The sequence below is a fragment of the Allobrachymonas chironomi DSM 19884 genome (genome assembly GCF_000374625.1).
GTDB classification, from domain to species: Bacteria; Pseudomonadota; Gammaproteobacteria; order Burkholderiales; family Burkholderiaceae_C; genus Brachymonas; species Brachymonas chironomi.
This window is the reverse complement of record NZ_KB894776.1, coordinates 37,182-51,197: the sequence shown is the minus strand read 5'-3', so window position 1 is coordinate 51,197 and position 14,016 is coordinate 37,182. Positions and strand designations below refer to the sequence as shown.

The 14,016-nt window shown below is 62.6% G+C and carries 13 protein-coding genes and 1 tRNA gene; 9 read left to right on the top strand and 5 right to left on the bottom strand.

Features of this window, described 5'->3' with window-relative positions; genetic code table 11:
• The 6 genes from C513_RS0110805 to atpC form a co-directional block, all read left to right on the top strand.
• Positions 1-492 (top strand): terminase TerL endonuclease subunit (locus C513_RS0110805; protein WP_026320770.1); only part of this gene is annotated, 492 nt, incomplete at its 5' end.
• Positions 493-632: 140 nt separating this feature from the next.
• Positions 633-905 (top strand): head-tail connector protein, encoded by a 273-nt coding sequence (locus tag C513_RS0110800; RefSeq protein WP_018716028.1) that lies wholly within the window; start codon positions 633-635, stop codon positions 903-905.
• A complete protein-coding gene (locus C513_RS0110795; RefSeq protein WP_018716027.1) occupies positions 902-1,219 on the top strand; it encodes a phage head closure protein in 318 nt (105 codons plus the stop codon). Before C513_RS0110800 ends, C513_RS0110795 begins: the two co-directional genes overlap by 4 nt.
• 627 nt (positions 1,220-1,846) lie before the next feature.
• Positions 1,847-2,359 carry a disulfide bond formation protein B gene (locus tag C513_RS0110790; RefSeq protein ID WP_026320769.1) on the top strand — a complete coding sequence of 171 codons (513 nt, stop codon included), beginning with the start codon at positions 1,847-1,849 and terminating at the stop codon, positions 2,357-2,359.
• 5 nt (positions 2,360-2,364) lie between these two features.
• Entirely contained in the window at positions 2,365-3,273 is a 909-nt protein-coding gene (gene atpG, locus C513_RS0110785; RefSeq protein ID WP_018716025.1) for an ATP synthase F1 subunit gamma, read from the top strand.
• Positions 3,263-3,724, top strand: coding sequence for an ATP synthase F1 subunit epsilon (atpC, locus tag C513_RS13305; RefSeq protein ID WP_018716024.1), 462 nt, complete (start codon positions 3,263-3,265; stop codon positions 3,722-3,724). Before atpG ends, atpC begins: the two co-directional genes overlap by 11 nt.
• A 71-nt stretch (positions 3,725-3,795) precedes the next feature.
• On the opposite strand, the gene ppk2 is transcribed toward atpC, so the two are convergent.
• Together ppk2 and argA are read right to left on the bottom strand one after the other, a co-directional pair.
• Complete coding sequence (gene ppk2, locus C513_RS13300) at positions 3,796-4,932, bottom strand: polyphosphate kinase 2 (RefSeq protein ID WP_018716023.1); 1,137 nt, start codon at positions 4,930-4,932, stop codon at positions 3,796-3,798.
• Between the two features lie 67 nt (positions 4,933-4,999).
• The gene (argA, locus tag C513_RS0110770) at positions 5,000-6,346 is read right to left on the bottom strand and encodes an amino-acid N-acetyltransferase (protein ID WP_018716022.1); all 1,347 of its coding nucleotides are present in this window, start codon (positions 6,344-6,346) and stop codon (positions 5,000-5,002) included.
• Between the two features lie 102 nt (positions 6,347-6,448).
• Between argA and hrpA the strand changes: the two genes are divergently transcribed.
• The 3 genes from hrpA (at position 6,449) to C513_RS0110755 (ending at position 11,604) form a co-directional block, all read left to right on the top strand.
• Complete coding sequence (hrpA, locus tag C513_RS0110765) at positions 6,449-10,447, top strand: ATP-dependent RNA helicase HrpA (protein WP_033395059.1); 3,999 nt, start codon at positions 6,449-6,451, stop codon at positions 10,445-10,447.
• A gap of 104 nt (positions 10,448-10,551) precedes the next feature.
• Positions 10,552-11,133 carry a c-type cytochrome gene (locus tag C513_RS13295; protein WP_018716020.1) on the top strand — a complete coding sequence of 194 codons (582 nt, stop codon included), beginning with the start codon at positions 10,552-10,554 and terminating at the stop codon, positions 11,131-11,133.
• Between the two features lie 135 nt (positions 11,134-11,268).
• Entirely contained in the window at positions 11,269-11,604 is a 336-nt protein-coding gene (locus C513_RS0110755) for a hypothetical protein (protein ID WP_018716019.1), read from the top strand.
• Positions 11,605-11,685: 81 nt separating this feature from the next.
• Here the strand turns inward: C513_RS0110755 and C513_RS0110750 are convergent, their stop codons facing one another.
• From C513_RS0110750 to C513_RS0110740, 3 genes are all read right to left on the bottom strand, one after another.
• Entirely contained in the window at positions 11,686-12,852 is a 1,167-nt protein-coding gene (locus tag C513_RS0110750; RefSeq protein WP_033395058.1) for a pyridoxal phosphate-dependent aminotransferase, read from the bottom strand.
• An 11-nt stretch (positions 12,853-12,863) separates the two neighbouring features.
• Positions 12,864-13,805: a CysB family HTH-type transcriptional regulator gene (locus tag C513_RS0110745; protein ID WP_018716017.1), complete on the bottom strand. Its 942-nt coding sequence runs from the start codon at positions 13,803-13,805 to the stop codon at positions 12,864-12,866.
• Between the two features lie 113 nt (positions 13,806-13,918).
• A tRNA-Pro gene (locus tag C513_RS0110740) sits at positions 13,919-13,995 on the bottom strand.
• Between the last annotated feature and the right edge of the window lie 21 nt (positions 13,996-14,016).

Genomic DNA, 14,016 nt, shown 5'->3' with positions numbered 1-14,016 from the left:
GTGGCAGAGCGTGCAAGGCGTGACCGTGCGCCCTATGACGTGTGGGTCAGAGAGGGTCAGTTGCATACGACACCCGGCAGAACGATCGATTACGAGGCGATCGCCCGCGAGCTGGCCGAGATATGCAGCACCTGCAACGTGCAAGGGATCGCATTCGACCGCTGGCGCATCGACGTGCTGCAAAAGGAACTGGACAGGATCGGCGCTGATGTGCCTTTGACCCCATGGGGACAAGGCTACGCCAGCATGTCGCCCGCGCTGGACGCTTTGGAAGCCGAGCTGCTGAACGAGCGCATAGCGCACGGTATGCACCCGGTATTGACGATGTGCGCGGCAAACGCAACGACCGTGCGCGATCCTGCCGGAAACAGGAAGCTGGACAAGAGCCGTCAGACAGGCCGCATCGACGGTATGCAGGCGCTTGCCATGGCGATGGGCCTGGCGACGAGCATGGCCGAGGAAGAAGCCTTTACCGGCATCTATTTTGTGTAACCCTGCCGGGGGGTGCCGCAAGGCGTATCCCGGACGCGGATCAGACGGACAGTGCCGCGCTGGAAGAAAACCCCGTCAGCCGGTGGGATGCGTCGGACGCCCGCGACCGGCACCTATTCATCCATTCATGAGGAACTGACATGCTGACACTGATCGAAGTCAAGCAGCACCTGCGCATCGAGACGAGCGACGAAGATAGCCTGCTGCACGCCTACATGGACGCCGCAGAAGCGTCTGTGGCCGATTATCTGGGCATCGAGCTACCCAGCGCCATGCCTGCGCCTGTACGCGCTGCCATCCTGCTGCGTGTGGGTGATCTGTACGAGAACCGCGAGGGGCAGACAGACCGCCCGTTGCACGGCAACCGGACTTTTGAGCGTCTGCTGCAACCCTATCGAGTGATGGCGCTATGAGGGCCGGAGAACTTGACCAGCGCGTGACGCTGGAGCGCTTCGGGGAGTACAAGGACGCATCCGGAGCCTGGACGGAGGGCTGGGAGACGGTGGGGACGTTCTGGGCCGCTGTGCTGCCGCTGACGGGTCGGGAGGTGATTGCTGCTGACGCGGTGACGGCTATCGGTGATGTGCGCATCATCATGCGCTACCGGCCTGGCATCACGCCTGCTGACCGGCTGACGCACAAGGGCAAGCAGATGAACATCACGGCCGTGATCGACCGTCACAGCGCTGGCCGGACGCTGGAGCTGCTGTGCAAGGTGGTGGGGTGATCGTTCGGCCCACTTGGATTTGAAATCCGAAAGGGCTTCTTCCCGCGTGCGCGTGGGCGAGGGCGTTCGTCACTTGAAACGGCTTCAAGTGATAAGCTTCTTCCCGCGTGCGCGTGGAAGCCAGTTGGCTCAAACCAACATGAGGGCAGGGTGGACACTGAATGTCCACCCTCAAAGTCCACTGCCGAGCTGGCCGCAATCTCCGGCGTACACGTCAACACCATCAAGCAAGCCAAGACCGTTCAGGCAAAGGCCGCTCCGGAAGTGGTTGAGGCCGTGAAGAACCAAGCTGAAGGTGCATCAAAGTGATGGCGCCATGTTCCCCCAAAGCGTCTTAAAATGGCGTCAATTTCCCGCGTTTTCGGGCCCCTGTTACAAAAAAGTGGGGGAACAAAGCGGTATAGGGGAACAAGTGGGGGCAAAGATCGAAAGTCACCCCGAAAAATCATAATGAATTCAATTGGTTAACCGGAGAATTCGAATCTCTCCGGGCCCTTGCTGACAAGATGGCCGCTTTTCCTGCACGGGCTTCATGCTGCACTGCGCAAAAAGGTGCATTTCAGGAATAATATCCAGTCTGCCGCGGCATCCTGCCGTCTCATGCGGCCTGTCCTGGAAATCGCCAACATGACCAGTCTCATCAACCTGTTCTTCTCTACCCCGCGCCGTACCCTGTTGTGGATGGCGGCCGTGATTTTGGGCATGCTGAGCTTCGGCATGTACCTGCAGTACGGCCTGGGCCTGACACCCTGCCCAATGTGCATCGTGCAGCGCTATGCCTATATTGTGGTGCTGATCCTGGCCTTGCTGGGTGCGGTGGCAGGGGGCTGCCGCACGGCGCTGGCGGCAATGGGCCTAATCCTGCCGGTGGCGCTGTTCGGTGCCTTTACGGCGGCACGCCAGTCCTGGCTGCAATGGTATCCGCCCGAGTTCTACAGCTGCGGGCGTGACTTTTACGGCATGATCGAGCAGCTGCCGCTGAGCCAGGCGCTGCCGCGCATCTTTGCCGGCAGCGGTGATTGCACGGCGATCGACTGGACCTTCCTGGGTGGCACGATTGCCAACTGGTCTTTTGTCGGCTTCGCTGCCATCGTGCTGGTCTGTCTGGGCTGGTTCCGCACGGCGCTGCGCCGTCGCTGAGCCGCATGGCCCAGACGCGCGAGATACGCGCGCAGATCTCCAACATCAGCAAGACACGCAAGATCACGCGCGCCATGGAACGCATGGCGTTTGCACGACTGGCGCAGGCGCGCAAGCGTGCCGAGAGCATCCGTCCCTATGGCCGCATCCTGCGCAAGATGATGGCGCGCTTTGTGCATGTGGACGGTGATTACCAGCCAGCCCTGATGGCGCGTCGCGATCCGGTGAAACGCGTGGGCCTGATCGTGGTTACCACTGACCGCGGCATGTGCGGCCCGCTCAACACGCGGCTGCTGCAGGAAGTCGTGCAGCAGCTGGAGCGTTGGCAGCAGGCAGGGCAGGAGTGCAGTCTGACGATTGTCGGCCTGCGCGGTCTGGCCACGCTGAAGCGTTGCGGCAGCAGGGTGGTGGCGCATGTGCCCGCGGGCAGCGAATTCCAGCCTTCGGAAGAGCTGCTGGGCACAATGTCGGTACCCATCATGCAGTTCCTGCGTGGCGAGATCGACGAGTTGTATGTTGCTACCAACCGCTTCGTCAACGTGCTCAACTATCAGCCGCTGCTGTCGCGCTTTCTGCCGCTGGGCCATGCGCTGGCAGGCGTGCCGGAGCACCTGCAGCTGCCATTGCACCACCATCCAGGGCATCATCCGGTAGATTACATCTATGAACCCGGCGAGCAGGAAGCAGTGGATGCGCTGCTGCTGCGCTACGTTGAAACCATTATTTACCAGGCGGTGGCCGAAAACGCTGCCTGCGAACAGGCTGCGCGCATGACGGCCATGAAATCGGCCTCGGAAAACGCCGATCAGCGCGTGGAAGAATTGACCCTGGAATACCACAAGGCCCGACAGGAAGCGATCACGCGCGAGCTGATCGAGATCGTGGCCGGAGCGGCAGCCATCGATGAACGCTGAATCCCCTACCCACCACGGCCGCCATGCGCTGCCTGACCACCTGCACCTGGAAGTCGGTACCGTCAGCGGGCTGATCTTCAGCGGGGTGGTGTACGAGGTCAATCTGCCGGGGTCGGCCGGTGGCATGGGCGTGCTGCCCGGGCATGTGCCGGTGCTGACCACGCTGGATGCCGGCATGCTGAGCTACCGCACAAGCGCAGATGCCGAACCTGCTGCGCTATATGTCGTCGGTGGCCTGGCCGAAGTCGGGCCCGGCTATGTGCACGTGCTGGCCGATCACGCGGTGCACTCGGAAGAGGCCGATGCCGTACGCCGTGCCGAGGCGCTGCACCGTGCCGAGGCGCAACATGTGCCCGAACCGCGTCCGGCAGACTTCAAGGGCATCAAGGCCGCCCTGGACCAGGAGCTGCTGCGCTTCTTCCAGATGGTGCTGTTCGGCCGCAAACCCTGATCGCAGCCACCACGAAAAAGGGCTGATCGATGATCAGCCCTGGTATCGGTCGCAGCCGTGCTGGAGCCGGATTACTTGCGGCTCATCAGGTCGAACGCGTGGCGGAATTCGCCCATCGGGTGTTCACCGTGCTCGTAGATGCTGTTGGCACGGCCGACCAGCAGGCTGTCCAGCGTGCCGATGCTCTCGGTATCCTTGTTGTCGCAGGGGACGCGGCTCAGCACGTAGCGCATGGCATTCAGGCGGGCGCGCTTCTTGTCGTCCGACTTGATCACGGTCCAGGGGGCGTCCACGGTATCGGTTTCGAAGAACATGGCTTCCTTGGCGCGGGTGTAGTCGTCCCACTTGTCCAGGCTGGCCTTGTCGATCGGGGACAGCTTCCATTGCTTCAGCGGGTGCAGTTCACGCTCTTTGAAGCGGCGGCGCTGTTCATCGCGGCTGACCGAGAACCAGAACTTGATCAGGTAGATGCCGCTGCGTGTCAGCATGCGCTCGAAAAGCGGTGCTTGCAGCATGAATTCGCGGTATTCGTCATCGGTGCAGAAGCCCATCACGCGCTCCACGCCGGCACGGTTGTACCAGGAACGGTCAAACAGCACGATCTCGCCATGCGTGGGCATATGCTTGACGTAGCGCTGGAAATACCACTGGCCCTTTTCTTCCTCGGTCGGCTTTTCCAGGGCGACCACGCGTGCACCGCGCGGGTTCAGGTGTTCCATGAAGCGGCGGATGGTGCCGCCCTTGCCGGCAGCGTCACGGCCCTCGAAAACAATCATCACGCGGGCCCCGGTTTCCTTGACCCAGGCCTGCAGCTTGAGCAGCTCTACCTGAAGCGTGTATTTCTGCTTCTCGTAGCTCTTGCGGCTCATCAGGTTCTTGTAGGGATACCCGCCCTTGCGCCAGTTGGGCGCCAGTTCGTCATCGCCGGTGCCACGCTGTGCGACATGCGTGGGCGTGGCCAGCATCAGGCGCAACGCATCCAGTTCGTCCTTGGAGGCGCGGCTCATGAGGGTCTTCATGGCCTCGACCTTGTCTTCGGCCTTTTCCAGGATTTGCTCGATGGCCACTTCACGACGCGTCAGCGCGGACAGCTCGGCGTCACGTGCGGCAACCTTGGGAATGTTCTCGGGCGATGTTTTGCCGAGAATCACGTCACCCGATCGGGCGAGGCGGGGTTTTTCGGGGGCGGGGGTGCGGCGTGTGGCCATCAGCGGCTCCTTCTTGATGTTGTTTAAACCCAAAGGAGCATTTTAAATGGCACGGATTTACACGTCATCACAATTTTTTCACTAAAACCTGGCTTCTTCGGTCCCAGTTGTACTTGCGCTTGCGTGCTTCAGGCAGCCAGTTGGGATCGACAACCTGGAAACCGCGCTTGATGAACCAGTGCATGGTGCGCGTGGTGAGCACAAAGATGCTCTTCAGGCCCTGGGCACGGGCGCGCTGCTCGATGCGGCGCAGCAGCTTGTCGCCATCGCCCTGGCCCTGCACCTGCGGGCTGACCGTGACGGAGGCCATTTCGGCGGTGCCATTTTCAGGGTAGGGATAGAGGGCGGCACAGCCGAAGATCACGCCATCGTGCTCGATGATGGTGTAGAGATGGGCATCGCGCTCGATTTCGTGGCGCTGGCGCTTGACCAGGGTGCCGTCCTGCTCGAAGGGCTCGATCAGCTGCAGGATGCCGCCCACGTCCTCGATGGTGGCTTCGCGCAGGCTTTCCAGCTTTTCGTCTACCACCATGCTGCCGATACCGTCGTGGGTGTAGATTTCGAGCAGGATCGAGCCATCAACCTTGTAGGGCACGATATGGCTGCGTTCCACGCCATTCTTGCAGGCCTTGATGCAGTGGCGCAGGTAGAAGCCCTTGTCGGTGTGCTTTTCGGGCGGTGGCAGCTGGGCCATCAGATCTTCGGCATAGGCCAGCGGCAATTCGGTATCGATCGGGTTGTCTTCACCGGGCGGATCGAAGGGGCGCTGGCGGATGCCGCCGTTTTCGGTCAGGAACAGCAGCTTGTCGGCATGCAGCTCACTGGCCACCTCGGTGGCGACGTCTTCCATGGTCAGGTTGAAGGCTTCACCGGTGGGCGAGAAACCCAGCGGCGACAGCAGCACCAGCGCGTTCTGGTCCAGCATGGACTGGATCGCGCTGGCATCGATCTTGCGCACCTGGCCGGAGTGCAGGTAGTCCACGCCGTCCACGATGCCCACCGGACGGGCGGTGAGGAAGTTGCCGGAAATCACGCGCACCGTGGCACCGGCCATGGGGGTATTGGGCAGGCCCTGGCTGAAGGCGGCCTCGACCTCGTAGCGCAGCTGGCCGGCCGCCTCGAGCGCACAGTCCAGCGCCACCTCGTCGGTGATGCGCAGGCCCTTGTAATAGCGCGGCTCCTGGCCCTTGGCGCGCAGCTGTTCGTTCACCTGCGGACGAAAGCCGTGCACCATCACGATGTGCACGCCCATGCTCTTGATCAGGGCCAGATCCTGCACGATGCTGGGCAACTTGCCGGCAGCAATGGCTTCGCCGGGCACGCCCAGCACCAGCGTCTTGTTGCGGTGCATGTGGATGTACGGCGCTACCGAACGGAACCAGGGGACAAAGGTGAAATTGAAAACGCTGGACATGGAACGATATGGGGATGGCGGCAGGCGCGCCAAGTGACGCCCGCCGGCAATGCTGGGATAATCCCGCATTTTCCGATACTTTGCTTCAGATCAGGACACTCCTTGTCAGATAAATCCCCCTTGCGTATCCAGTTTCCGGAATCGCTGCCGGTTTCAGGCCGTCGCGACGAGATCATGGCGGCGCTGCAACGCCACCAGGTGATCATTGTTTGTGGCGAAACCGGCTCCGGCAAGACCACGCAGCTGCCCAAGATCGCGCTGGCGCTCGGGCGCGGTGCCTGCAACGCCCAGCCGGGCCAGCGGCCGCGCCTGATCGGCCACACGCAGCCACGCCGGATTGCCGCCAGCAGCGTGGCCAAGCGCATCGCCGAAGAATTGCAGACGCCGCTGGGCGAGGTGGTGGGCTACAAGGTGCGTTTTGCCGACCGGTTGCAAAAAGGCGCTTCGGTCAAGCTGATGACGGACGGCATTCTGCTGGCCGAAACGCAGAGCGATCCGCTGCTCAAGGCCTACGATACGCTGATCATTGACGAGGCGCACGAGCGCAGTCTGAATATCGACTTTCTGCTCGGCTACCTGAAGGAAATCCTGCCGCGCCGGCCCGACCTGAAGCTGATTGTCACCTCGGCCACGATCGATGCCGACCGCTTTGCGAAGCACTTTGCCTCGGCGAACGGACCGGCACCGGTGCTGATGGTATCGGGCCGGCTGTTTCCGGTGGAAATCCGCTATCGTCCGTTTGAAGAGACGCGCGATACCGATCTGAATACGGCGATTGCCGATGCCGTGGACGAGCTGTGGCGCAGCCCGCAGGACAGCGGCGACATCCTGGTGTTCCTGCCCGGCGAACGCGAGATCCGTGAAGCCGCCGATCATCTGCGCAAGCACCTGAGCCACAGCCCGGTGTTGCGCAGCACCGAGGTGCTGCCGCTGTTTGCGCGCCTGAGCCAGGCCGAGCAGGACCGCGTGTTCGACAACCACAAGGGCCGCCGCATCGTGCTGGCCACCAACGTGGCAGAAACTTCGCTGACGGTGCCAGGCATCCGCTACGTGATCGATTCCGGTACCGCGCGCGTCAAGCGCTACAGCTATCGCAACAAGGTAGAGCAGCTGTTGGTGGAGCCGGTCAGCCAGGCGGCAGCCAACCAGCGTGCCGGCCGTTGCGGCCGGGTTGCCAACGGCATCTGCATCCGCCTGTATGACGAGAAGGATTTTGCCGGTCGCCAGCCGTTTACCGATCCGGAAATCCTGCGCTCTTCGCTGGCCGGCGTGATCCTGCGCATGCAGTCGCTGCATCTGGGCGAGGTGGAGCATTTCCCGTTTCTGGAAGCGCCGCGCCCCAAGGCGATCAGCGATGGCTACCAGCTGCTTAACGAGTTGGGCGCGGTCGATGACGACAAGCAGCTGACACGCACAGGCCAGGCGCTGGCTCGCCTGCCGCTGGACCCGCGCGTGGGCCGCATCCTGCTGGAGGCACAAGAACGCGGCGCGCTCAACGAGGCACTGGTGATTGCCTCGGCACTCAGCGTGCAGGATGTGCGTGACCGGCCGCTGGAACAGCAGGCCCAGGCCGACCAGCAACACGCCAAGTTTGATGACGAGCGCAGCGAATTCGTCAGCACGCTCAAGTTGTGGCAGTGGTTGCACGATGTGCGCGGCGGCCATTCCGCGCTGGGCTCGGCGCGCAGCCAGCAACGTGAGGCCGGCCGCAAGCCGACGTCGCAAGCGGTGCTGCCGGTGGCGCAGCGCAGCCAGGGCAAGTCACAGCCGGCTGCCGAAGAATCAGCAGCGATCCAGCCAGTGCACAAGCTCAGCAATCGCCAGTACGAGAGCCTGCTGCGCCAGAACTTCATCAACGTGCGCCGCGTGCGCGAATGGCGCGACACCCATAGCCAGCTGCTGACCGTGGCGGCCGAGCAGGGCTGGAAACCGAAGCCGCAGCCAGCCAGTTACGAGCAGCTGCACAAGAGCATGCTGGCCGGCCTGCTGGGCAACGTTGGCTGCAAGAATGACGAGGAAGACTGGTTCCTGGGCGCACGCGGCATCAAGTTCTTCCGCCATCCCGGCGCGCGCCTGCGCAAGCGCCCGGGCCGCTGGGTGGTGTGTGCCGAGCTGATGGAAACCGGCCGTCTCTACGGCCGCACCATGGCAACCATAGAGCCGCAGTGGCTGGAAGAAGTCGGCGCGCACCTGCTGCGCCGCCAGCTGCTGGACCCGCACTGGGAAAAAAAGGCCGGCAAGGTGGTGGCGCTGGAACGTGCCACGCTGTACGGCATCGTGCTCTACAACAACCGCCGCGTCGATTACGACAAGCTCGATCCCGAACACGCACGCGACATCTTCATCCGCCAGGCGCTGGTCGAGGACGATTGGGAGAGCAAGCTGCCGTTTCTGGCCGCCAACCGCAAGATGGTGCGTCAGGTCGAGGATCTGGAGCACAAGTCGCGTCGCCAGGACGTGCTGGTGGATGACGAGCTGATCTATGCCTTTTACGATGCCCAGATTCCGCGTGAAGTCTGCAACGCGCATCAGCTGGAAAAATGGTTCCGCGAAGCCAGCCGCCAGCAGCCTAAGCTGCTGCAGATCAGCAAGGATGAGCTGATGCGGCACGAAGCCGCCGGCATCACTACCGACCAGTTCCCGCGCACCATCCGACTCGGTGGCGTCGATTGCCGGGCCAGCTATCTGCACCAGCCCGGCGATGCACGCGATGGCGTCACGGTGGAAATCCCGCTGTTTGCCCTGAACCAGGTCGACGAAGAGCGTGCCCAGTGGCTGGTCCCCGGCATGCTGAAAGACAAGATCCAGGCCCTGCTCAAGAGCCTGCCGCAACGTCCGCGCAGCCGCTTTGTGCCCCTGCCTGACAGTGCGCGCAAGCTGGCCGAACAGATCCAGCAGGAGCCGGGCTTTGGCAAGGGCAGTCTGGCCGATGTGCTGCTGCAGTGCGCGCGCGAGCATACCGGGCTGGACGTGAAGCTGGCCGATTTCAAGCTCGACATGGTGCCGATGCACCTGTTCATGAACTTCCGCGTGGTGGATGAGCATGGCCGCCAACTCGGCATGGGCCGTAACCTCGGGGCCCTCAAGGCCGAGCTGGGTAGCCAGGCGCGTGGTGCCTTCCAGGCGCTGGCGGTGCTGAAAACCGCCGTGCGCAAGGAAGAGCCGGAGGCCAGCGCTGCTGTGGCAGCCGCTGCCGCGCCGGCTGGCAAGGCCACCCCCCAGGCTGCTGCCACGAACAGCACACTGGACGAAGACCAGCGCTACACCGACTGGAGCTTTGGCGAACTGCCGGAAATCATGGAGCTGCGGCGTGGCCGCCAGACCCTGATCGGTTTTCCGGCCCTGATCGATGTCGGCGATGCCGTGACGATTGAGCTGTTTGATGAGCCCGAACGGGCACAGACACGTCATCGCCTGGGCCTGCGCCGTCTGTTTGCCCTGCAGGTGCGCGATACCCTCAAGTATCTGCAGAAGAACCTGCCGGACTTCCAGAAGATGGCCACGGCCTACATGCAGCTGGGCACGGCTGATGAGCTGCGCCAGCAGATTCTGGATCTGGCGATCGATCGCGCCTTTCTGCTGGAGCCCTTGCCCGCCGATGCCGACAGCTTCCGCCAGCGGGTGGAAGAGGGCAAGAGCCGGCTCAGCCTGATTGCCCAGGAAGTGGCGCGTCAGGCGGCGATTGTGCTGGCCGAGTTCGATGCCGCACGCCGCAAGCTGAAAGACACGCGCAACCAGCCCGAGGCAACAGCCGACATCACGCAGCAGCTGCAGAAACTGGTCGGCCCGCGTTTTCTGGCCGATACCCCCTGGACCCAACTCCAGTTCATGCCGCGCTACCTCAAGGCGATCACGCTGCGGCTGGACAAGCTGCGCAGCGACAGTGCCCGCGATGCGCAGAAGCTGGCCGAGCTGAAACCGCTGGAGCAGCGCTACTGGCGCCTGCTGGCCGAACGCAAGGGGCAGCAGGACAGCCGCATGCTGGAGTTTCGCTGGCTGCTGGAGGAGTTGCGGGTCAGCTTCTTTGCACAGGAATTACGCACGCCACAGCCGGTCAGCGTCAAGCGGCTGGAAAAGATATGGATGCAACTGATTCATTGAGAAACATTTGTCTTGAAGCAAACATGGGTAATCGCTTGATTTGGGCGCATGGTGACGGCCATGTATACTTGAAAAAAGATTCCCAATACTAGGAGGTAACCCGCATGATGCAACGTACTTTTGGCATTCTGACCCTGGTGACAGCCGCTGCACTGGCAGCTTGTGGCGACAAGCAGGAGGCCCCGAGCGCCGCCCAGACTGCCGCTTCCGAGGCCACCACGTCTGCCCAGCAGGCTACCGAGGCTGCTGCTTCTGCAGCGCAGGCCGCTTCTGCCGTAGTTGAAACGGCCAGCCAGGCTGCCAGCGCTGCTGACCAGGCCGCCCAGTCTGCTGGCACTGCTGTTGTGGCCGCCGGTACGGCTGCCGTGGCTGCTGCCGCCGCTTCTGCCGATGCCGGCAAGGCTGCTGCGCCTGCCGCTGCAGGTGACGTGGATCTGGCTGCTGGCGAAAAGTTGTACAAGACCGCCTGCTTTGTTTGCCATGATGCCGGTATCGCTGGCGCGCCCAAGCTGGGCGACAAGGAAGCCTGGGCTCCGCGTCTGGCGCAGGGCGATCAGGTGCTGATCAAGCACTCCATTGACGGTTATACCGGGCTGACCGGCGTGATGCCGCCCCGTGGCGCCTCCACCGCCAGCGACGAGGAAATGAAGAATGCCGTGATATTCATGACCAGCAAGGTTCGCTGATTGCCAACTGTTGCACATGGCCTGTCTTTTTTTACACGACAGGCTTGTGTCAGCATCCGTCCATGCAGTAAATTAGCGTCACCCTGCGGGCTGCGTGGTCAGCAGGTCTTTTTTATCCAGTTCAAGGAACAGATCATGAACTTCCAACGCTCCATGCTGGCTGTGGCAATCGCTGCTGCCGTGTCCCTGGCCGCTTGCGGCAAGAAAGAAGATGCCAAGGTCGAAAAGGCCCAGGACCAGGCTGCTGCCGCCGCCGGTCTGGCTGCTTCCGCTACCGTGAATGCGGCCTCTGCTGCTGCCGAATCCGCTGCCAGCGCCGTCGACAAGGCCGTGGACGCTGCCAAGGGCGCTGCTGCTGCAACGACCGACGCTGCCAAGGACGCTGCTGCCGCCACCAAGGAAGCCGCCAATGACGCCCTGAAGAAGGCCGAAGAAGCTGCCAAGAAGGCCCAGACTGCTGCCAGCCGCTAAGCCGGCAAGCTAGCTTGAGGCGGCTGCTGGCCGCCTCCAGAACCCATCATCCGCGAGGAGATGGGGTTTTTTCATGTGCGCCTAGAGGCGTGCCAGTCGCTCCAGCGCCTGCTGTAGCGTGGCATCCTGTTTGGCAAAACAGAAGCGGATGGTCTGCCTGTCGACCGGCTGGCCGTAGAAGGCCGACAGCGGAATCGCGGCCACACCGATGTCGCGCGTCAGCCATTCACAGAAGGCGGCTTCCCCCAGATCGCGCTCCGGCAGGGCGATATCGGCATAGCTGACACACTGGAAGTAGGTGCCCTGGCAGGGCAGCAGCCGGAAGCGTGTCTGCTGCAGGCCGCTGGCAAACAGGTCACGCTTGCGCTGGTAGAAAGCCGGCAGGCCCAGATAGGGTGCCGGATCCTGCAGGTAGCGAGCCAGCCCGTGCTGCATCGGTGTGTTGACGGTGAACACGTTGAACTGGTGGATCTTGCGGAACTCCGTCATCAGCGCAGCCGGGGCGGCCACATGGCCGACCTTCCAGCCGGTGACGTGGAAGGTCTTGCCAAAGCTGCTGACCACGATGCTGCGCGCTGCCAGTGCCGGATAACGCGACACGCTGGCATGCGGCATCCCGTCAAACACCATGTGCTCGTACACCTCGTCGCTGATGACGATGATGTCGGTGCCGTCCAGCAGCTGCTGCAGGCGCAGCATGTCGGCTTCCGACCAGACCGTGCCGCTCGGATTGTGCGGCGTGTTGATCATGATGGCGCGCGTGCGCGGCGTGATGGCGGCCGCAATGCGATCAAAGTCCGGCGCATGGCTGAGCGGATCCAGGCTGACCGCTACCGGCACCGCATTGGCCATGCGAATACCCGGAACATAGCTGTCGTAGCAGGGCTCCAGCACGATCACCTCATCGCCCGGCTGCGTGATGGCCAGCAGGGCGGTCAGCAGTGCCTGGGTGGCACCGGCCGTGACCGTGATCTCGGTTTGTGCATCGTAGCCATGACCGTAAAGCGCGGCGATCTTGGCTGCAATCGCCTCGCGCAGCGCCGGAATACCGGGCATGGGCGGATACTGGTTGTGGCCCTGCTGCATCGCTTCGGTCACGCCATCCAGCAGTGCCGGATCACAGCCAAAGTCCGGAAAACCCTGGCCCAGGTTCACCGCCTGGTGCTGCTGGGCCAGCGCCGACATCACGGAAAAAATGGTAGTGCCGCTATCCGGCAGGCGGGAGGGCACGGGCGGAGTCCGGGACATGATGGCGTTCCTTACAGGGCGTAATCTTCGTAGTGGCCCGTCATGGCCTTGTGTACCAGCTTGCGCGGCAGGCGTTCGCTGAGCAGCTCGGCAAATTCGTAGACGTAGTTGCGCAGATAGATGCCGCGCTTGAAGGCGACGCGCGTCACGTTGCTGCCGAACAGATGGCCCATGGGGTGATACACCAGGCCCGGCTTGCTGTCATCGGCAACAGCCATCTCGGCAACGATGCCGATGCCCAGGCCATGCAGCACATAGGTGCTGATGACATCGGAATCGATCGCCTCGAGCACGATGTCGGGCGTCAGGTGACGCTGGGCAAAGGCCTGGTCGATGCGGGTCCGGCCGGTGAACGAGGGGTGGTAGGTGATCAGCGGATGTTCGGCCAGCATTTCCAGCGTGATGCGCTGCTGCTGTGCCAGCGGGTGCGCCTCGGGAATCACCAGCACGTGCTGCCAGTCATAACAGGGCAGGGTGACCAGCTCCGGATAGTCCGCCAGGGATTCGGTGGCGACACCGATTTCGGCCGTTTCTTCCAGCAGCATCTGGGCCACCTGCTCAGGCGTACCCTGGTGCAGGCTGATCTGCACCTTGGGGTAAAGGCCGCGCAGGCGTGCCACACGCGAGGGCAGCACATAGCGTGCCTGTGTGTGGGTGGCGGCAATGCTGAAGCGACCGCTGTCCTGGCTGCTGAATTCCTCACCGATGCGCTTGAGGTTGGCCACTTCGCGCAGGATGACCTGGATGCTTTCCAGAATGTGCTGGCCGGGTTCGGTGACCTGTTTCAGGCGCTTGCCATGGCGTGCAAAGATGTCCACGCCCAGTTCTTCTTCCAGCTCGATGATGGCCTTGGAAACACCTGGCTGCGAGGTATGCAGTGCCTTGGCTGTTTCGGTCAGGTTGAGGTTGCGGCGCACCGCTTCCTGGACAAAGCGGAATTGATGCAGGTTCATGATGCGGAGTGCATGAAGTGGGAATCTTTCATTCCCCTGGATTATAAGCGGCGGCTGGCTTATAGGGACAGGCAAGAAAAAACCCATTGCCCGGGAAGCAATGGGTTCAAGGATGGTCGGAGTAAAAGGATTCGAACCTTCGACCTTCTCGTCCCGAACGAGACGCGCTACCAGGCTGCGCTATACTCCGAAGACAGAAATTATAGCTCAG